A 19,341-nucleotide genomic window follows, 5' to 3' on the forward strand; every position below is an offset into this window, starting at 1 on the left:
AAGTCTGCTGTAAAAGGCCGTCGGCGGTGCAGTCAGTTCGCTGCCGGCGTGCGCGCAGCCACCGGAACGTACACGTAGTACGTGAGGATGGCGAGCACACCCCGGTGGCGAAATGGCAAACAAGCCAGGCCGATTAGCGGCCCGGGAAGCCTGGCGGCATCATCCCTTTCATGCCACGCATCATCTTCATCATGCCGCCTTTCGACTTCATCTTCTTCATCATGCGCTGCATGTCGTCGAACTGCTTGAGCAGACGGTTCACATCCTGCACCTGCATTCCGCAGCCGGCGGCGATACGGCGCTTACGTGAACCTTTGATGATTTCCGGCTTGGCGCGCTCTTTCAGGGTCATCGAGTTGATGATCGCTTCCATACGCACCAGCACTTTGTCATCCATCTGCGCTTTCACGTTGTCCGGGATCTGGCCCATACCCGGCAGCTTGCCCATCAGGCTGGCCATGCCGCCCATGTTTTTCATCTGGCGCAGCTGCTCAAGGAAGTCGGTGAGATCGAAACCGTCGCCTTTCTTCAGCTTGGAGGCCAGCTTCTCGGCCTGCGCGCGGTCGACTTTGCTCTCGATATCTTCGATCAGCGACAGCACGTCGCCCATGCCGAGGATGCGGGAGGCGACGCGGTCCGGATGGAACGGCTCCAGCGCTTCGGTTTTCTCGCCGACGCCGAGGAATTTAATCGGCTTGCCGGTAATATGGCGAATCGACAGCGCCGCGCCGCCGCGGGCGTCGCCGTCCACTTTGGTCAGCACCACGCCGGTCAGCGGCAGCGCTTCGTTAAAGGCTTTGGCGGTATTCGCCGCATCCTGGCCGGTCATCGCATCGACGACGAACAGGGTTTCAACCGGATTAATGGCGGCGTGGACGTGCTTAATTTCGTCCATCATCGCTTCGTCAACGTGCAGACGACCGGCGGTATCCACCAGCAGCACGTCGTAGAATTTGAGCTTCGCTTCTTTCAGCGCCGCGTTGACGATATCAACCGGCTTCTGGCCGACGTCGGACGGGAAGAAGTCGACGCCGACCTGCTCGGCCAGGGTCTCCAGCTGTTTGATCGCCGCCGGGCGGTAAACGTCCGCGGAAACCACCAGCACTTTCTTCTTGTGCTTCTCGCGCAGGAATTTCCCCAGCTTACCGACGCTGGTGGTTTTACCGGCACCCTGCAGGCCCGCCATCAGCACCACCGCCGGCGGCTGCGCCGCCAGGTCGAGGGTCTGGTTCTCTTCGCCCATCGCCGCCACCAGTTCGTTGCGGACGATTTTGACGAACTCCTGACCCGGGGTCAGGCTTTTATTGACTTCATGGCCGACCGCGCTCTCTTTGACGCGGCTGATGAAATCACGTACCACCGGAAGCGCAACGTCCGCTTCCAGCAGCGCCATGCGCACTTCGCGCAGGGTGTCTTTAATATTGTCTTCTGTAAGGCGTCCGCGGCCGCTAATGTTGCGCAGCGTACGCGACAAACGATCGGTTAAATTATCAAACATTGTCTCTCGCCTGAGGTGGAAACGGTCGGTCGCCGCAGCGACACACAAAACGAATGTGGCGGAGTATAACACGACATCAATCTGAATGTGCTGCAACGGTTGGAGCAGAGGCCTGCTGACGTTATACTGCTTCTCTTTCTTATTTATCCAACAGCCGACACCTATGCCTGTTTTTGCTCTACTCGCCCTTGTCGCCTACTCCGTCAGCCTCGCGCTGATTATCCCCGGCTTGCTGCAAAAAAACAGCAGCTGGCGGCGAATGGCGATTTTATCAGCGACTATCGCGTTGATCTGCCATGCTTTTGCGCTGGAAGCACGGATATTCCCCGGCGGCGAGAGTGGGCAAAACCTCAGCTTACTGAACGTCGGGTCGCTGGTGAGCCTGATGATCTGTACGGTCATGACTATCGTGGCCTCGCGCAATCGCGGCTGGCTGCTGCTGCCTATCGTCTATGCCTTCGCGCTGATCAATCTGGCCTTCGCCACCTTCGTGCCTAACGAATATATCACCCACCTGGAAACCACCCCGGGGATGCTGGTGCATATCGGCCTGTCGCTCTTCTCCTACGCCACGCTGATCATTGCCGCGCTGTATGCGCTACAGCTGGCGTGGATCGACTACCAGTTAAAGAACAAAAAGCTGGCCTTCAGTAGCGAAATGCCGCCGCTGATGAGCATTGAGCGCAAAATGTTCCACATCACCCAGGTCGGCGTGGTGCTGCTGACCCTGACGCTGTGTAGCGGTCTGTTCTATATGCACAATCTGTTCAGCAGCGAAAACATTGATAAAGCGGTGCTGTCGATTATTGCGTGGTTCGTCTATATCGTCCTGCTGTGGGGCCACTATCATGAAGGGTGGCGCGGACGTCGTGTGGTCTGGTTCAGCGTCGCTGGCGCCGGTCTGCTGACGCTGGCCTATTTTGGTAGCCGCGTGCTGCAACAGTTCGTGAGCTAAGTCTTTTAAGGAATCCTACGTGGAACATATCTCCACCACCACGCTGATCATAACGCTGATCGTCATGGTGATTATCTCTGCCTATTTCTCCGGTTCCGAAACCGGCATGATGACGCTGAACCGCTATCGGCTGCGTCATATGGCGAAACAAGGCAACCGCCCCGCCAAGCGCGTGGAGAAGCTACTGCGCAAGCCGGACCGCCTGATTAGCCTTGTGCTTATCGGCAATAACCTCGTCAACATTCTCGCCTCGGCGCTGGGCACCATCGTCGGCATGCGCCTCTACGGCGATGCCGGCGTCGCGATCGCCACCGGCGTGCTCACCTTTGTGGTGCTGGTGTTTGCCGAAGTCCTGCCGAAAACCATCGCCGCCCTCTATCCGGAAAAGGTCGCCTACCCCAGCAGCTTCCTGTTGGCGCCCCTGCAGGTGCTGATGATGCCCCTGGTGTGGCTGCTGAATACCATCACCCGCATGCTGATGCGCATGATGGGCATCCGCACTGATACCGTCATCAGCAGCGCCCTGAGTAAAGATGAACTGCGCACGATTGTGAATGAATCCCGTTCACAAATCTCACGACGCAATCAGGATATGCTGCTGTCGGTGCTGGACCTGGAGAAGGTCAGCGTTAACGACATCATGGTGCCGCGTAATGAGATTGTCGGCATCGACATCAATGACGACTGGAAATCTATCGTCCGCCAACTGACCCACTCCCCACACGGCCGCATTGTGCTCTACCGCGATTCGCTGGACGATGCCATCAGCATGCTGCGCGTCCGCGAAGCCTACCGCCTGATGACGGAGAAGAAAGAGTTCACAAAAGAAATCATGCTGCGGGCGGCAGATGAGATCTACTTTGTTCCGGAAGGGACGCCGCTCAGCACCCAGCTGGTGAAATTTCAGCGCAATAAAAAGAAAGTCGGCCTGGTGGTTAATGAATACGGCGATATTCAGGGGCTGGTTACCGTAGAAGATATTCTTGAAGAGATTGTCGGCGACTTCACCACCTCCATGTCACCCACCCTGGCGGAGGAAGTGACCCCGCTCAACGACGGTACGGTGATAATCGACGGCAGCGCCAACGTTCGCGAGATCAACAAAGCGTTCAACTGGAACCTGCCGGAAGATGAAGCGCGCACCATCAACGGTATCATCCTTGAAGCGCTGGAAGAGATCCCGGTCCCGGGCACCCGCGTGCGCATTGAGCAGTATGATATTGATATCCTCGACGTGCAGGACAACATGATCAAACAGGTGAAAGTGATGCCGGTGAAATCATTACGCGAGAGCGTCGCGGAGTAGCGCGAGCGAAGGAATTAACATCACGGTGGGCTGCGGCCCGCCGTTTTTTTTCTCGCGCCGGGAGCGATGGCATAAAAAACGGCCGCCCGCGGGCAGCCGTTGAGCAAGGCAGCAAACGTTATTTCGCTTTTGCTACCGTCACCATCGCGGCGCGAATGGTGCGGCCGTTCAGGGTGTAACCTTTCTGCATCACGGCCAGCACGTTGCCCGCCGCCACGTCTTCAGACTCGACCATCGCAATGGCCTGGTGGACGTTCGGATCCAGCGGAACGTTGGTGTCGGCGATCACTTCCACGCCAAACTTACGCACTACGTCCAGCATAGATTTGAGGGTCAGTTCGATCCCTTCCACCATCGGCGCCAGCTCCGGGTTAGCCTTGTCGGCCACTTCCAGCGCGCGGTCCAGGCTGTCGATCACCGGCAGCAGTTCATTGACGAATTTTTCCAGCGCGAATTTGTGCGCTTTCTCGATATCCTGCTCGGTACGACGACGCAGATTATCTTCGTCGGCTTTGGCACGCAGCATCACTTCACGTTCACGTTTCTGCGCTTCAGCCAGCTGGGCTTCCAGATTCGCAATTTTTTCATCGCGCGGATCCACCTGCTCAGCCGAAACTTCAGGCTCTACCGCCTCAACGTCGTCGTGCTGCTCCGTGATAATTTCTTCCGGGGCTTGCCCCTCAGGCGTTTTCTGTTCTTTACTACTCATGAATTTCTCCGCGTTTTTTTCGCATTCATCTCGCTAACTTCGCTTATTATGGGGATCAGTTTCCGGGTTTCAAGGGAAGCGGACAGATTGTCACTATTTCATTTAACGCAAGGACATCCAGATCATGAAGAACCATTTCAAGTGTATCGGCATTGTGGGACATCCTCGTCACCCCACCGCCCTGACCACACATGAAATGCTCTGGCGCTGGCTGTGCAGCAAAGGGTATGAAGTGCTGGTTGAACAGCAGATCGCCCATGAACTCCAGCTCAGCAACGTGAAAACCGGCACGCTGGCGGAGATTGGCCAACAGGCCGACCTCGCGGTGGTGGTAGGCGGCGACGGCAATATGCTCGGCGCGGCGCGGACTCTGGCCCGTTATGACATTAACGTCATCGGCATTAATCGCGGCAACCTCGGCTTTCTCACCGACCTGGACCCGGACAACGCCCTGCAGCAGCTCGCCGACGTGCTGGAAGGCCACTACATCGCGGAGAAGCGTTTTCTGCTGGAGGCCCAGGTGTGCCAGCAGGATTGCCAGAAACGCATCAGCACCGCCATCAACGAAGTGGTGCTGCACCCCGGCAAAGTGGCGCATATGATTGAGTTCGAAGTCTATATCGATGAAGTCTTTGCCTTCTCCCAGCGCTCGGACGGCCTGATTATCTCCACTCCGACCGGCTCCACGGCCTATTCGCTGTCGGCCGGCGGCCCGATCCTCACCCCGTCGCTGGACGCCATCACCCTGGTGCCGATGTTCCCGCACACCCTCTCGGCGCGACCGCTGGTGATCAACGGCGACAGCACCATCCGCCTGCGCTTCTCTCACCGCTGCAGCGATCTGGAGATCAGCTGCGACAGCCAGATTGCCCTGCCGATCCAAGATGGCGAAGACGTTCTCATTCGCCGCTGTGATTATCACCTCAATCTGATTCACCCTAAAGATTACAGCTATTTCAATACATTAAGCACCAAGCTCGGCTGGTCGAAAAAATTGTTCTGATTTACATCGCTGCCTCTTTACTGGATAAAAAACCAGTCTATACTGTACGAAAACACAGTATTGGTTTTTCATACAGGAAGGCAGCTATGTTGGCGCAACTCACCATCAGTAATTTTGCTATCGTTCGTGAACTGGAAATTGATTTCCACAGCGGCATGACCGCCATCACCGGGGAAACCGGCGCCGGGAAATCCATTGCCATCGACGCGCTGGGGCTGTGCCTCGGCGGCAGAGCGGAAGCCGACATGGTGCGTCGCGGCGCCACCCGTGCCGACCTGTGCGCGCGCTTCGCGCTGAAAGATACCCCGGCCGCCCAGCGCTGGCTGGAAGAGAACCAGCTGGAGAGCGGGCGTGAGTGTTTACTTCGCCGGGTGATCAGCGCCGACGGCCGCTCGCGCGGCTTCATCAACGGCACCGCCGTCCCGCTCTCGCAGCTGCGCGAGCTGGGCCAGCTGCTGATCCAGATCCACGGCCAGCATGCGCACCAGCTGTTGACCAAACCCGAACACCAGAAAACGCTGCTCGACGGCTATACCGGTGAGTATGCGCTCACTCAGCGCATGGCAGAGCACTATCGCCAGTGGCACCAGAGCTGCCGCGAGCTGGCCCAGCATCAGCAGCAGAGCCAGGAGCGCGCCGCCCGCGCCGATCTGCTGCAGTACCAGCTTAAAGAGCTGAACGAATTTAACCCGCTGGCGGGAGAGTTTGAGCAGATTGACGAAGAGTACAAACGCCTGGCCAACAGCGGTCAGTTGCTCAGCACCTGTCAGCACGCCCTGACGGTACTGGCGGACGGCGAAGAGGCCAACCTGCAGAGCCAGCTTTATACCGCGAAGCAGCTGGTCAGCGAGCTGGTGGGTATGGACAGCAAGCTTTCCGGCGTGCTGGATATGCTGGAAGAGGCGGCCATTCAGCTCAGCGAGGCCAGCGATGAGCTGCGCCACTATCACGACCGTCTGGACCTCGATCCTAATCGTCTGTTCGAACTTGAGCAGCGGATTTCCCGGCAAATCGCGCTGGCGCGTAAACACCAGGTGATGCCGGAAGAGCTGCCGGCGGTTTATCAGGCGATGCTCGAAGAGCAGCGCCTGCTGGACGACAGCGCCGGCTCGCTGGAATCCCTCAGCCAGCAGGTGGTCGAACATCATCAGCTGGCGCTGGAGACCGCGCGCGAGCTGCACGCCCTGCGCCAGGCCAGCGCCGACGAGCTGACCCAGCTTATCACCGAGAGTATGCACTCACTTTCGATGCCGCACGGGGTCTTCGCGATTGAGGTCGCTTTCGATGAACGCCATCTCACCGCCGACGGCGCCGATCATATTGAGTTCCGCGTCACCACTAACCCGGGTCAGCCGCTGCAGCCGATCGCGAAAGTAGCCTCTGGCGGCGAATTGTCGCGTATTGCGCTGGCGATTCAGGTGATCACCGCGCGTAAAATGGAAACCCCGGCGCTGATCTTCGACGAAGTGGACGTCGGCATCAGCGGCCCGACCGCGGCGGTGGTCGGCAAGCTGCTGCGCCAGCTGGGCGAGTCCACGCAGGTGATGTGCGTTACCCACCTGCCGCAGGTCGCAGGCTGCGGCCACCATCATTTCTTTGTCTGCAAAGAGACCGATGGCGAGATGACCGAAACCCATATGCAGCCGCTGGATAAGCGTGCTCGTCTGCAGGAGCTGGCTCGCCTGCTGGGCGGCAGCGAGGTCACGCGCAACACCCTGGCGAATGCGAAAGAGTTGCTTGCGGCGTAAACTTTTTGATTTTCACAGGGTCATAGTGAACAGCAAATTGCCTGCTGACCGCAGCCGGAGGTTTCCATCGGCGCGAAGGTCTATTATTATCGGCATATTACAGATGAGCCACGTACTGCTCGGGCCCAAAAAGGAATCAAATCACTATGCGCTGTAAAACGCTGACTGCTGCCGCAGCGGTTCTTCTTATGTTGACCGCAGGCTGTTCCACTCTGGAACGAGTGGTTTACCGTCCTGACATCAACCAGGGTAACTATCTGGCACCTAACGATGTAGCAAAAATTCGTGTCGGTATGACGCAACAGCAGGTTGCTTATGCTCTCGGAACGCCAATGATGTCGGATCCGTTCGGCACCAACACCTGGTTCTATGTATTCCGTCAGGAGCCGGGCCACGAGAAAGTGACTCAGCAGACCCTGACCCTGACCTTCAACAATGGCGGCGTGTTAACCAACATTGATAACAAGCCCGCGCTGACCAGTCAGTAAGGCCCGGAAAAGCAAAAAGCGCTCAATGAGCGCTTTTTTTATGGCCGATAGCGGGTCTGCTGCTGCGGTTTACTTCGCGGCGTTTTTCTCCGCCCGCTGGCGACGCAGCTCTTTCGGATCTGCGATCAGCGGGCGATAGATTTCCACCCGGTCGCCGTCATGGACTTCGTCGTGCAGCTTAACCGGACGACTGTAAATACCCAGCTTGTTTTTCGCCAGATCGATGTCATCACGCAGCGCCAGCAGGCCGCTGGCGACAATCGCCTGCTCGACCGTCGCCCCCTCGTCCAGGGTGACCCGCTGCAGGTACTGCTTTTCAGGCAGCGCGTAAGCGACCTCAACACGAATATTAGCTGGCACTGTAGACCTCTTTGGCGCGCGAGGTGAACGCCTGCACCATGTTGGCGGCCAGTTCCTTAAAGACCCGGCCAAAGGCCATCTCAATCAGCTTATTGGTAAACTCAAAATCGAGATGGAACTCGATTTTGCACGCCTCGGGGCTCAGCGGAATAAACTTCCAGCCGCCAATCAGCTTCTTGAACGGGCCATCCACCAGGCTCATCAAAATGCTCTGGTTGCTGGTCAGTGTATTCCGGGTCGTGAAGGTCTTACTGATGCCGGCTTTGGACACATCAACCGCCGCCGTCATTTGCGTCGGCCCGAATTCCAGCACGCGGCTACCGGTGCAGCCTGGCAGAAAATCAGGATAGGACTTCACATCGTTTACCAGTTGATACATCTGTTCCGCGCTGAAAGGCACCAGCGCAGTACGGCTAATCTGAGGCATAGCAGGTTCCACATTTAAACACAGTGCAAATAATATCATTTATCTGCTGCTAAAAAAAACGCTGTGCCGCAACTCGTGCTAAGATGCGCAGTACACCTCGCAGGATGCGATCGAGGTAACTGTGTATAAGACGATGACTTCAGGACATTATGACTAAGAAAAAAGCCCACAAACCTGGATCAGCCACCATTGCGCTGAATAAACGCGCCCGTCACGAATACTTTATCGAAGATGAATACGAGGCTGGTCTCGCCCTGCAGGGCTGGGAAGTCAAATCCCTGCGTGCAGGCAAAGCCAACATCGGCGATAGCTATGTCATCCTGAAGGATGGCGAAGCCTTCCTGTTCGGCGCCAACTTTACGCCCATGGCCGTGGCTTCCACCCACTATGTCTGCGACCCGACGCGCACCCGTAAGCTGCTGCTCAACCAGCGCGAACTCGACACGCTGTACGGCCGCATTAACCGCGAAGGTTACACCGTTGTCGCCCTGTCGCTGTACTGGAAGAATGCCTGGTGCAAAGTGAAAATCGGCGTCGCCAAAGGTAAGAAACAGCATGACAAGCGTACCGATCTGAAAGATCGTGAATGGGCGCTGGATAAGGCGCGTATTATGAAGCACGCCGGACGCTAACCCCCTCCCCTGAGGGCCAGCTCTCGCTGGCCCTTACGCTATATCCTTGTTGATGCTGCTTTTTCGTCCACCCCTGCTGAAAGAATCCTGCGTTATGGGGCTGGTAACGACATTCACAAATCTGTTATACTTGACCTACACATTGGGGCTGATTCTGGATTCGACGGGATTTGCGAAACCCAAGGTGCATGCCGAGGGGCGGTTGGCCTCGTAAAAAGCCGCAAAAAATAGTCGCAAACGACGAAAACTACGCTTTAGCAGCTTAATAACCTGCTCTGAGCCCTCTCTCCCTAGCTTCCGCTCTTAAGACGGGGATCAAAGAGAGGTCAAACCCAAAAGAGATCGCGTGGATGCCCTGCCTGGGGTTGAAGCGTTAAATCTAATCAGGCTAGTTTGTTAGTGGCGTGTCTGTCCGCAGCTGGCAAGCGAATGTAAAGACTGACTAAGCATGTAGTGCCGAGGATGTAGGAATTTCGGACGCGGGTTCAACTCCCGCCAGCTCCACCAAATCATGATCCGGATACGTCCGGTGAAGTACAAAAAGCCCGCATGGCACAAGCCCTGCGGGCTTTTTTGTGTCTGGCGTTGTCCGAGAACATCCGGCTAAATCCGGTGATTATTGGTATACGTTTAGGTATACGGTAGGATGTATACCTAAAAGCGTATACCAATTCATAAAGGAGCGGCCACAGTGGCACGGACAACACGCCCCCTGACTAATACCGAAGTTCTGCGCGCTAAAGCCTTAGAGAAGGATCTAACGCTGCATGATGGCGATGGGCTTTTCCTGATAGTGAAAACCAGCGGGAAAAAGCTCTGGCGTTTCCGTTATCAACGTCCGGCGACAAAACAGCGGACAATGATGGGGCTAGGTGCTTTCCCCGCCCTTTCACTTGCTGACGCCCGAGGGTTACGAGCTGATTATCTCGCCTTATTAGCCAACGGAATTGACCCGCAAATTCAAGCTGAAGTTGCAGAGGAACAGCAGCAAATCGCTCTGGACAGTATTTTTTCAACGGTCGCCGCTAACTGGTTCCAGCTCAAAAGCAAAAGCGTTACCCCTGATTACGCAAAAGACATTTGGCGCTCACTGGAGAAAGATGTATTCCCTGCCATCGGTGAGTTCCCCGTTCAGCAAATCAAAGCCCGGACACTGGTTGAAGCTCTTGAGCCAATCAAAGCTCGTGGGGCGCTTGAGACTGTACGTCGACTGGTGCAGCGCATTAACGAGATAATGATTTATGCCGTAAACACAGGCCTGATTGATGCGAATCCAGCATCAGGTGTTGGGATGGCCTTTGAGAAGCCCAAAAAACAAAACATGCCGACGCTTCGGCCAGAAGAATTGCCAAAGCTGATGCGTTCTCTAGTCATGTCGAATCTATCTGTTTCGACCCGCTGTCTAATTGAGTGGCAGCTCCTGACCCTTGTGCGCCCTCCTGAGGCTTCCGGTGCTCGGTGGGCAGAGATCGATCTCTCTGCAAAGCTCTGGACTATTCCAGCCGAACGGATGAAAGCTAAGCGTGAGCACATTGTACCGCTATCTCCTCAGGCATTAGATGTTCTGGATGTGATGAAACCTATCAGTGCTCATCGAGAGCATGTTTTCCCCAGCAGAAATGACCCTAAGCTGCCAATGAATAGCCAGACAGCTAATGCAGCTTTAAAACGTATTGGTTTTGGTGGAAAACTTGTAGCTCATGGCCTTCGTGCTATCGCAAGTACTGCAATGAATGAGGCCTTTTTCAATCCGGATGCTATAGAGGCGGCTTTATCCCATATTGATAAAAATGAAATAAGAAGAGCCTATAACCGTTCTAATTATTTGAAAAAAAGAATAGAACTAATGGAATGGTGGGGGAAGAAAATCTACCAAAGATGAACTAAAAGGCCTTTATACAAAGGCCTTTTCAAACAAATAAAAAATAATTAGACCATAAATGAAACACAAAACTAATTGTTTATTTTCTCATCTTCATCTTCATCTTCATCTTCATCTTCATCTTCATCTTCATCTTCATCTTCTAAAATGAAAATATCGAGCTCTTGACTTTCAATGATTTCGGGAGTTATATCTTTGGTTCTAACATCCTCAAGGAACATATCTATATAAGCCTGTTTAGACATCATTGAAAAAATATAATCCCCCCTTTCCTTTTCAGGCTTTGATTCCACTTCGGCGATTAATAAATCCAGAGAATATGCTACCAATCGCTTTAGTATCTCATTTTTATCGTCATCGCTATTCTTAAGAATAAAGGAGATTAAATTAGCTTTAGAATCATATTTTTCACGTATATATTTTTCAGTTACAATTCTGATTACACTAAGCACGTGGAATACATTTGTGAAGAATATACCATCCCTTCTTTTTCTAAACGGTCTAACATCTGTTAATATGTCGAACATAATAAAAGAAGCATGGACAATTTTAGGATCTATTTGAGAGTTAAAGATAGTTTCATATAATCCCTCAGCACTTTCTGTTCTCGATGTAAAAATCCTATCACTTTCATCATTATTATATGCGAGAGCTGATTTCACGACGTCAACAGGTTTCAGAAGCCAAAAGCCCATATAAGCACTTGCAAAAATCCTGTTGGGAATGACATACACATCCTCAGGCTCTTCTCTAAATTCACCGTCACGCTTTTCATACCATAACTGAGTATTGAAGAAATAGTCCTGTAATTTTTTCTGTACAGGGTCATTTGACCAAAAATCTCTCTCTGACACAGGATTTTGTGAATTTGTGTACTTTGTAACCTTGAGGTCGAAATCACTGCCACCTGACTTCAAAAGTCTAAATGTAATTTTAGCTTCATCATCAAGAATCATACGTTCCTCTAAACTACACTCTTTATATGCACGATAAATTGAATATGCAGTTTGCGCTCCGTTAATTATCTGCAACCCAAGGATATTAAATTCTTCAGCTTGGCTATTTATTCTCGGCATTCTTCTTGTAATGCCCGTCACACCGTTATTATAATACCAAAAATAAGATGGGTTTTTTAGTAAAGTATTTTTTATTTCCTCATTAATTGTTGAGGACATTAGTGGGTTTCGAACATTCCTCTCAAACAATGACACACCATATTTATTTACAAGCTCGTATATTAACCTAGGACGAACAAGGAATACGTAAGCGTTAAATGGTGAATGAACCTCAATACTATTACTTCCCTCGCCCCTCAATATGGATACAGATATATTATCTAGTTCGGGGTTGTATACATTCTCCAAAGGATTAGGTGGGAAACTCTTCTTATATTCGCGACTGATATAATCAATTTTCAAACGATGAATATCAAAGCCTTCAATCTCAATATTCCCACCGATAGCATTCTTAAGTGCTTTGATGTTATCATCCGCATCCTTACAGTTATTTTTCAAACACAAATAAATAATTTTAACTCGGCCATTCTTCCTAACGTGCTCTCTCAGAGCATCATATTGAGAATTAAATTTTTCATTAGCACCCTTTTGCTTCTCACCTTTAAGAACAGCATGAATGTCACTAAGGAATGACTTCAATTCTTTACTATCAAAATCAGAATTACAGTTGCCAACTGCATTCCATTTCGACTGAACTATATAAAATGATTTCTCTCCTTGCGAATCAACCTTATCTAATATAATGTCACAAGAAGAGTCATCATGACCATCAGTTATATATTGCTCCACATTCGAAATATTCGCATAACTATTCAGGAACCATATAAGAAAAGAAAATGATTTTTTTTGCTGCTCTTGATTTAAGTTATCAAAGAAACCCGAATAAACCTCACTGTTAATAATAGCCTGAAGTTCATTGTCTATATAATCATAAAATATGTTATTCTTCATTTTAATTACATTCCTTTTGTTGACTTATTCAGTAGTGTAACAACCAATCCTAACATACATAAAAACTGTAACCCATCGGGTTTATCATATGAATCCTTATGATTTTAAATCCTGCACACTTCAGTACACATTCTTATAATAATCTAGAAAAAAATACCACATCTACATCCTTAGCGCGCAATGCTCTCCCCGCCACGCCTGCCCGCTTAACGGGGCGCTTTTAATGCAGATGCAAAGGTGGCTTCTGCCCGCGCCGCAACTGGCGCAGACAAGGAATGCAGGAGCGGGAAAACGCATGCAAAACCATGCACCTTATGGATGCATGGCTTAATTCGGGAAAAATGACGGGATTTACGGGGATTTTTTACGGTCTACTGTGCGGCCAGCTCAGCGCGTCGGCGGGTGTAAATCATGTTCTGCGCAGGAGTAAATATTTCACGATTATCATCCCGCGAAGGCACGTCAGGCCTGTATCCGATGGCCGTTAAAATGTCATTATCCGGTGCTGAATAACTAATGTCATTTCCTGCGGCCAGCCAGACGGAAAAGGCTTCACGTAGATACGCCAACGAACGGTCAAGTGCACGGTTTTTTATCATCGCGGGCTGGTTCTTAACCCCCATCAGTTCTGGTGCCAGTGCGGCGGCAAGCTCTGCGCCGTTCTGTTGCATAAAATCATGAAGCCGGTTACGAATGCTGATGCACTGTACTTCCTCATGTGAGCGGATATAGCGACCGGCGGCCTGATTAATCTCCCATTTTTTTATATCGATGAGCTCACGCAGCGTCTGTAAGCGGCGGGAACCCGTTGCGTCGTCCAGCAATAAATCCCGATATTCCAGCTCTGTAGCGGCCAGTTCAGCTTTACGGTTCATCCACGCTGCTTTGTTCGTCTGACAGGCTTCGAACGCATTTTGTAAGGTCGGGCCAGTCATTATCGTCTCTCCTGATTATGGCTGAATGGCGAGCTGTAACACCCTTTCACTTTGCGGGTGGTTCTGGTTTTCGGCGGAGCGGGTTCGGCCTTCTTCTCTTCCGCAGGGGAGCGGATAATCTCAAAAATGGATTCATGCGTTTTGAACGTCGTTGAGCAATACACATTCTGGCACTGCAGATAGCTCTCTTTTACGTTCTCAGACATATATTTGCTGGTCCGGACGTGGGCGGCCTGACCACAATTAGGGCAGCGCATCATGACAGTAATCCCCTTGCTTTCAGGCTGGCTTCACGCGCCCTCATTTTTTCCTGCCAGACCTTACGCTGAACGGGCGTGGCCGCAACATCATGCTCCATATGCGGCAGCGTGGAGGCCGACAGCCCTGTTTTAAACAGCACCGGCTCATTGGTCACACGGATACTGTAGCCCTTCACGGCCTGTTCAAGCCACGCTTTCACCTGCTGCATCACAACCTTTTCCGGTTCAATATATCCCTCGTGCCCGGTCGTATTAGCAAGCGGATTATTAAGGGCCAGTATATTGAGTTTCATTGCCCTGACCAGCGCACTACAGGTGTCACGCAGGGCAGCATTTAACTCATGCTCTGCGTACTGGCTGAGGACGCAGTGATGTGCCTGACGATACGTTCTGGCCGTCCGGTCGCAGGCTCCCTTAAGGTTGTCCAGCTCAAAAGACAGCACCTCAGCCATATTGTCACATTCCTGCACCAGTTCCCGACATGCCACGCGCGCCAGATGGCGTTGTTTCAGCTCGTCGGTGATAACTGCACCTCCGGCACGAAACGCAGTACGCCATGCACCGGAATCATTGCCGTTTTCCTGCTCCAGTTCGTTTTTTTGTGCTTTTACCTGGCTGATGGCCGCCGTGGTTTCATCCATACGACTGGCACTGGCAAGATGCGCTGACCGGGCAACCTCAAGGCGTTCCATCGCGGGTTTCAGGTAGTCGGGAATGGCGGTGGTATCGGTCATATCGGGTCTCCTCTTTGTTTCAACCTGAGGAGATTCTGCCGCGCCAGACACAACAACACGATTCATTGCCGTTGTGGCAAAAATGGCACAAAAAGACCTTAAAACCCGGCTGGCCAGAGAAAGGTCGCAGAAAAACCTTACTTACTGTTTATTTTTTTACTTATAACTATTCACTACTGTTCACCTTGAGAAAAAAGATAAGTAATACAGTTAATTAAAGGGTGAACAGTTGAGGGGATGACTGTTCACCGACTGTTCACTACTGTTCACCTTGTGGATTTTGACCGGCCTGTTTACTTAGACTTTATTTCGATTAAAAAAATGAAAATATATATATAAAAGTAATCAGAAATGGGCCACCGGTTTGCCAACGTTTACCAAAAGATGAACAACGTTTGCCACTGTATAAAAATTGTTCTGTTGTGTGGTGAAGCACTACAAAATGACTTGTTGCCCTGCGTAAAAATATTCACAAAATAGAGAGCTACCCGAAGCCGGACGGACACGACCGGCACTGTATGGACTTTGTGAGGTAGCCCGATGCACACCGCTTATTCTTCCCCGTCTTCTGCCCCTGCCGCGCCGCTGATGCCGGTCTCTGATACCGTTCACGAGCGCTTTATCCGTCTGCCCGAAGTGATGCATCTGTGCGGTCTGTCCCGCTCGACCATTTACGACCTCATCAGCCGGGAAGCCTTCCCGAAACAAATCTCCCTCGGTGGAAAAAATGTGGCGTGGGCGCACTCAGAAATCACGGCATGGATGACTGACCGCATTGCCGAACGCAACCGGGGTTATGACGCATGATGATGACCATTCAGCAAACAGCCCTTTTTTCTGGCTTGCTTCTTTTTATCGTTTCCAGGTATAGTTTTCCCGCTGTCGCAAAATCGGCAGCCGGGCGTAGGAACCCGAGTTACTTCAAGGCGACACCAGACGCGCCATGCGTCTTTTTTTATGTCGTTGCTCAGGCACACCCATTTTTCGGGCTGTGGTGCTTATACCTTAGCCCCTGTCAGATAATGGTGGTCCGGGCGGGGCAGCCTTCGGGCTGGCCGGTTTCCTTGAAGGCCGGTATTCCTACCCCCGTTCGGGTCACCACCCATGAGCGTAGGAACTCCGGTGGTGGCATTTACCGCTACTTCAAGGAGGTTGCCACTATGGCTACGACCCTCACTCCGTCACACCCGCAGTTTGTCTTTGTGTTTGCCGCCGTTCGTCGCGCAGACCGTAAACCCCGTATCTGTATGCTCCGCACCGTTGCCGGTGATGAACACGCCGCACGCCTTTCACTCGTTCGTGATTACGTCCTCTCGTTTGCCGGTCGTCTGCCGGTTGCGGAGGTGCGCGCATGAGACACACCACCATTACCGCCCGTGACCTCCAATGTCTGGAGCATATGCGCAATGTCGGCCAGCCCGTCAATGAGCTGATGCAGGTGCAGGACTGCGCGTCCATTCGTCGTGACCCTGCGCAGCAGTTACAGCTCACCTCCGTAATTTACCTCATGACCGCCCAGCTCGACGGCGTGGTCGAACGCTGCAATCAGCACTGGCTGACCGGGGAGGGCAACGTATGAAAAAGCCATTACCGCCCGTATTACGCGCCGCGCTGTATCGTCGCGCCGTGGCCTGTGCATGGCTGACCCTGTGCGAACGTCAGCACCGCTACCCGCAACTCACCCTCGACACACTAGAAAACGCCATTGCCGCCGAGCTGGAGGGCTTCTACCTGCGCCAGCATGGCGAGGAAAAAGGCCGTCAGATTGCCTGTGCACTGCTGGAAGATTTAATGGAAGCCGGACCACTCAAGGCCGCGCCGTCGCTGTCCTTTCTCGGGTTCGCCGTGATGGATGAACTCTGCGCCCTCCATATCACCGCACCGGTACTGCACTGAGGGAGAAAATAACAATGAAAATGAACGTATCAGAATCGGTAAAACAGGCGTGCGGCCACTGGCCGCGCATTCTCCCGGCGCTGGGGGTAAAGGTCATTAAAAACCGCCATCAGGCCTGTCCGGTGTGCGGTGGCTCTGACCGCTTCCGGTTTGACGATAAAGAGGGGCGCGGGACGTGGTTCTGCAACCAGTGCGGCGCAGGTGACGGGCTTAAGCTGGTTGAGAAAGTATTTGGCGTGTCGGCCTCCGAGGCCGCCGGAAAGGTGAACGCCGTGACCGGCAACCTGCCGCCGGTTGCCCCTGAGGTGATTGCGGCCGCAGAGGCCGGAACCGATGCCGACCGCAAAGCGGCCGCCGCGCTGGCCGTCAGGCTCATGGAGAAAACCCGACCGGTCAGCGGCAACGCCTACCTCACCCGCAAGGGATTCCCCGGTCATGAGTGTGTCATGCTGACGGTCACACACAAAACCGGCGGCGTGACGTTCCGCGCCGGTGATGTGGTTGTCCCGCTGTATGACGATGCCGGGGCGCTGGTTAACGTTCAGCTTATCAATTCTGACGGTCTCAAACGCACCCTGAAAGGCGGGGCGGTAAAAGGAGCTTGCTACACCATCGAAGGGAAAAAACAGGCGGAAAAACGCCTGTGGATTGCGGAGGGCTATGCGACCGCGCTCACCGTGCATCACCTGACCGGGGAAACCGTTATGGTGGCGCTGTCCTCCGTGAACCTCCTTTCTCTGGCGAGCCTTGCCCGACAAAAACACCCGGCCTGTCAGATTGTGCTCGCTGCCGACCGTGACCTTAACGGCGACGGCCAGAGCAAATCCGCTGCGGCCGCAGACGCCTGTAAGGATGTTGTTGCCCTGCCGCCGGTGTTCGGTGACTGGAATGATGCGTTCGTTCAGAAAGGCGAAGAGGCGACGCGGAAAGCGATTTATGACGCCATCCGGCCACCGGCTGACAGTCCTTTCACTACCATGAGCGAGGCGGAATTTACCGCCATGAGCGCCAGTGAAAAGGCAATGCGGGTGCATGAACATTACGGCGAAGCGCTGGCCGTGGACGCGAACGGCCAGCTCCTGTCCCGCTATGAGGCCGGGATATGGAAAATCATTCCACCGTCAGACTTTGCCCGCGACGTGGCTGGGTTATTTCAGCGTCTGCGTGCCCCGTTCTCGTCAGGGAAAATTGCCTCAGTGGCGGAGACCCTGAAACTGATTATTCCGCAGCAGGACGCACCGGCGCGCCGTCTGATTGGTTTTCGTAACGGCGTACTCGATACCGCCACCGGTACTTTCAGCCCACATCATAAATCGCACTGGCTGCGCACACTCTGTGATGTCGATTTTACCCCACCGGTGGAGGGCGAAACGCTGGAAACCCATGCGCCGGATTTCTGGCGCTGGCTCGACCGTGCCGCCGGTGGCCGACCGAAAAAACGCGACGTGATACTTGCCGCCCTGTTTATGGTACTGGCGAACCGCTACGACAGGCAGCTCTTTCTTGAGGTGACCGGGCCGGGTGGCAGTGGCAAAAGTATTCTGGCCGAAATTGCGACCATGCTTGCCGGGGAAGATAACGCCACGTCGGCCACCATCGAAACGCTGGAATCACCCCGCGAGCGCGCTGCGCTGATTGGCTTCTCGCTGATTCGTCTGCCTGACCAGGAAAAGTGGAGCGGTGACGGTGCAGGACTCAAGGCTATCACCGGCGGGGATGTGGTCTCTGTTGACCCGAAATACAAGGATGCGTACTCCACCCATATTCCGGCGGTGATTCTGGCCGTGAACAATAACCCGATGCGATTTACCGACCGCAGCGGCGGTGTCTCGCGTCGCCGGGTGATCCTGCATTTCCCGGAACAGATTGCCCCGGAGGAGCACGACCCGCAGCTTAAGAACAAAATCGCCCGCGAGCTGGCCGTGATTGTTCGCCAACTTATGCAGAAGTTCAGCGACCCGATGACCGCGCGCGCCCTGCTCCAGTCACAGCAGAACTCCGACGAGGCGCTCAGTATTAAACGCGACGCCGACCCGACGTTTGATTTTTGCGGCTATCTGGAAGCCCTGCCTGAACCTGAGGGTATGTATATTGGCAATGCCAACATCATTCCGCGTCAGCCGCGCCTGTATTTGTATCATGCCTATCTGGCGTATATGGAAGCCCACGGCTACAGGAATACCCTGAGCCTTACCATGTTCGGTAAAGGACTGCCAGCCATGCTGAAAGAGTACGGATTAAGTTATGAGAAGCGCCGAAAAAATCAGGGCATACAAACCAATCTCGCGTTAAGAGAGGAAAGCAATGCCGACTGGCTGCCGAAATGTGATGACCCCCTAGCGAAATAACCTGACCTGACCGGCAATCGCCGGTCTTTTTTTGCACTCTCAGTCCAGACATTATGCACAATTTAAGATACAGTTCTGAGTGAGAATTGATTCAATGTAATGAAACAATCGTATGATTGCATAGCAATGAAGGAAGTCGCTATACTGCATTTATCACGTTTAATTTTCCCAGATTAATAGAACTTACTGGCGG

At 53.1% G+C, this 19,341-nt stretch carries 20 protein-coding genes, 1 other RNA gene and 1 pseudogene; 14 read left to right on the plus strand and 8 right to left on the minus strand.

From position 1 onward, the window contains the following. Positions 1 to 133: 133 nt before the first annotated feature. Entirely contained in the window at positions 134 to 1,498 is a 1,365-nt protein-coding gene (gene ffh, locus ACOI7D_RS22165) for a signal recognition particle protein (RefSeq protein ID WP_002914152.1), read from the minus strand. Between the two features lie 163 nt (positions 1,499 to 1,661). On the opposite strand from ffh, the gene ACOI7D_RS22170 reads away from it, so the two are divergent. Next, positions 1,662 to 2,453, plus strand: coding sequence for a cytochrome C assembly family protein (locus ACOI7D_RS22170; RefSeq protein ID WP_002914153.1), 792 nt, complete (start codon positions 1,662 to 1,664; stop codon positions 2,451 to 2,453). A 19-nt stretch (positions 2,454 to 2,472) separates the two neighbouring features. Further along, entirely contained in the window at positions 2,473 to 3,759 is a 1,287-nt protein-coding gene (locus ACOI7D_RS22175; RefSeq protein ID WP_023290690.1) for an HlyC/CorC family transporter, read from the plus strand. 118 nt (positions 3,760 to 3,877) lie between these two features. Here the strand turns inward: ACOI7D_RS22175 and grpE are convergent, their stop codons facing one another. After that, a complete protein-coding gene (gene grpE, locus ACOI7D_RS22180; protein ID WP_004174800.1) occupies positions 3,878 to 4,468 on the minus strand; it encodes a nucleotide exchange factor GrpE in 591 nt (196 codons plus the stop codon). Between the two features lie 124 nt (positions 4,469 to 4,592). Between grpE and nadK the strand changes: the two genes are divergently transcribed. The 3 genes from nadK (at position 4,593) to bamE (ending at position 7,707) form a co-directional block, all read left to right on the plus strand. Further along, positions 4,593 to 5,471, plus strand: a complete 879-nt coding sequence (gene nadK, locus ACOI7D_RS22185; protein ID WP_002914158.1) for an NAD(+) kinase — start codon at positions 4,593 to 4,595, stop codon at positions 5,469 to 5,471. 86 nt (positions 5,472 to 5,557) lie between these two features. Beyond that, entirely contained in the window at positions 5,558 to 7,219 is a 1,662-nt protein-coding gene (gene recN, locus ACOI7D_RS22190) for a DNA repair protein RecN (protein WP_032453749.1), read from the plus strand. A 146-nt stretch (positions 7,220 to 7,365) separates the two neighbouring features. Then, complete coding sequence (gene bamE / locus ACOI7D_RS22195; RefSeq protein ID WP_004206850.1) at positions 7,366 to 7,707, plus strand: outer membrane protein assembly factor BamE; 342 nt, start codon at positions 7,366 to 7,368, stop codon at positions 7,705 to 7,707. Positions 7,708 to 7,776: 69 nt separating this feature from the next. Here bamE and ACOI7D_RS22200 read toward each other — a convergent pair whose 3' ends face one another. Together ACOI7D_RS22200 and ACOI7D_RS22205 are read right to left on the minus strand one after the other, a co-directional pair. After that, positions 7,777 to 8,067 carry an RnfH family protein gene (locus ACOI7D_RS22200; protein ID WP_049013859.1) on the minus strand — a complete coding sequence of 97 codons (291 nt, stop codon included), beginning with the start codon at positions 8,065 to 8,067 and terminating at the stop codon, positions 7,777 to 7,779. Continuing rightward, positions 8,057 to 8,494 (minus strand): type II toxin-antitoxin system RatA family toxin, encoded by a 438-nt coding sequence (locus ACOI7D_RS22205; protein ID WP_008806099.1) that lies wholly within the window; start codon positions 8,492 to 8,494, stop codon positions 8,057 to 8,059. Before ACOI7D_RS22205 ends, ACOI7D_RS22200 begins: the two co-directional genes overlap by 11 nt. A gap of 149 nt (positions 8,495 to 8,643) precedes the next feature. Between ACOI7D_RS22205 and smpB the strand changes: the two genes are divergently transcribed. The 3 genes from smpB (at position 8,644) to ACOI7D_RS22220 (ending at position 11,008) form a co-directional block, all read left to right on the plus strand. Then, the gene (gene smpB / locus ACOI7D_RS22210) at positions 8,644 to 9,126 is read left to right on the plus strand and encodes an SsrA-binding protein SmpB (protein ID WP_002914164.1); all 483 of its coding nucleotides are present in this window, start codon (positions 8,644 to 8,646) and stop codon (positions 9,124 to 9,126) included. Positions 9,127 to 9,270: 144 nt separating this feature from the next. Next, positions 9,271 to 9,633, plus strand: a transfer-messenger RNA (tmRNA) gene (ssrA, locus tag ACOI7D_RS22215). A gap of 184 nt (positions 9,634 to 9,817) precedes the next feature. Next, positions 9,818 to 11,008 (plus strand): integrase domain-containing protein, encoded by a 1,191-nt coding sequence (locus ACOI7D_RS22220; RefSeq protein WP_109547045.1) that lies wholly within the window; start codon positions 9,818 to 9,820, stop codon positions 11,006 to 11,008. Positions 11,009 to 11,079: 71 nt separating this feature from the next. Here the strand turns inward: ACOI7D_RS22220 and ACOI7D_RS22225 are convergent, their stop codons facing one another. The 4 genes from ACOI7D_RS22225 to ACOI7D_RS22240 all read right to left on the minus strand — a co-directional run bounded on the left by ACOI7D_RS22225 (position 11,080) and on the right by ACOI7D_RS22240 (position 14,904). Next, positions 11,080 to 12,975, minus strand: coding sequence for an AIPR family protein (locus ACOI7D_RS22225; protein ID WP_109547044.1), 1,896 nt, complete (start codon positions 12,973 to 12,975; stop codon positions 11,080 to 11,082). Between the two features lie 371 nt (positions 12,976 to 13,346). After that, positions 13,347 to 13,910 carry a phage polarity suppression protein gene (locus ACOI7D_RS22230; protein ID WP_109547043.1) on the minus strand — a complete coding sequence of 188 codons (564 nt, stop codon included), beginning with the start codon at positions 13,908 to 13,910 and terminating at the stop codon, positions 13,347 to 13,349. Beyond that, the gene (locus tag ACOI7D_RS22235; RefSeq protein WP_000984213.1) at positions 13,910 to 14,170 is read right to left on the minus strand and encodes an ogr/Delta-like zinc finger family protein; all 261 of its coding nucleotides are present in this window, start codon (positions 14,168 to 14,170) and stop codon (positions 13,910 to 13,912) included. Before ACOI7D_RS22235 ends, ACOI7D_RS22230 begins: the two co-directional genes overlap by 1 nt. Beyond that, positions 14,167 to 14,904, minus strand: a complete 738-nt coding sequence (locus ACOI7D_RS22240) for a glycoprotein 3 (protein WP_109547042.1) — start codon at positions 14,902 to 14,904, stop codon at positions 14,167 to 14,169. The genes ACOI7D_RS22235 and ACOI7D_RS22240 overlap by 4 nt, the downstream gene beginning before the upstream one ends. A gap of 540 nt (positions 14,905 to 15,444) precedes the next feature. Between ACOI7D_RS22240 and ACOI7D_RS22245 the strand changes: the two genes are divergently transcribed. From ACOI7D_RS22245 to ACOI7D_RS22270, 6 genes and pseudogenes are all read left to right on the plus strand, one after another. Beyond that, a complete protein-coding gene (locus ACOI7D_RS22245) occupies positions 15,445 to 15,711 on the plus strand; it encodes a helix-turn-helix transcriptional regulator (RefSeq protein ID WP_058676330.1) in 267 nt (88 codons plus the stop codon). A gap of 2 nt (positions 15,712 to 15,713) precedes the next feature. After that, positions 15,714 to 16,040: pseudogene (locus ACOI7D_RS22250) on the plus strand (ash family protein); the annotation flags it as partial. A 24-nt stretch (positions 16,041 to 16,064) separates the two neighbouring features. Then, positions 16,065 to 16,259 (plus strand): host cell division inhibitor Icd-like protein, encoded by a 195-nt coding sequence (locus tag ACOI7D_RS22255; RefSeq protein ID WP_000246263.1) that lies wholly within the window; start codon positions 16,065 to 16,067, stop codon positions 16,257 to 16,259. Continuing rightward, complete coding sequence (locus tag ACOI7D_RS22260; protein WP_109547040.1) at positions 16,256 to 16,483, plus strand: hypothetical protein; 228 nt, start codon at positions 16,256 to 16,258, stop codon at positions 16,481 to 16,483. Before ACOI7D_RS22255 ends, ACOI7D_RS22260 begins: the two co-directional genes overlap by 4 nt. After that, on the plus strand, positions 16,480 to 16,800 hold the full coding sequence (locus ACOI7D_RS22265) for a DUF5375 domain-containing protein (protein WP_109547039.1): 321 nt from the start codon (positions 16,480 to 16,482) through the stop codon (positions 16,798 to 16,800). The genes ACOI7D_RS22260 and ACOI7D_RS22265 overlap by 4 nt, the downstream gene beginning before the upstream one ends. Positions 16,801 to 16,814: 14 nt before the next feature. Continuing rightward, entirely contained in the window at positions 16,815 to 19,148 is a 2,334-nt protein-coding gene (locus ACOI7D_RS22270; protein WP_109547038.1) for a primase-helicase zinc-binding domain-containing protein, read from the plus strand. Positions 19,149 to 19,341 lie beyond the last annotated feature (193 nt).

The sequence above is a fragment of the Klebsiella sp. C360 genome (genome assembly GCF_048822415.1).
Taxonomy (GTDB): domain Bacteria; phylum Pseudomonadota; class Gammaproteobacteria; order Enterobacterales; family Enterobacteriaceae; genus Klebsiella; species Klebsiella quasipneumoniae.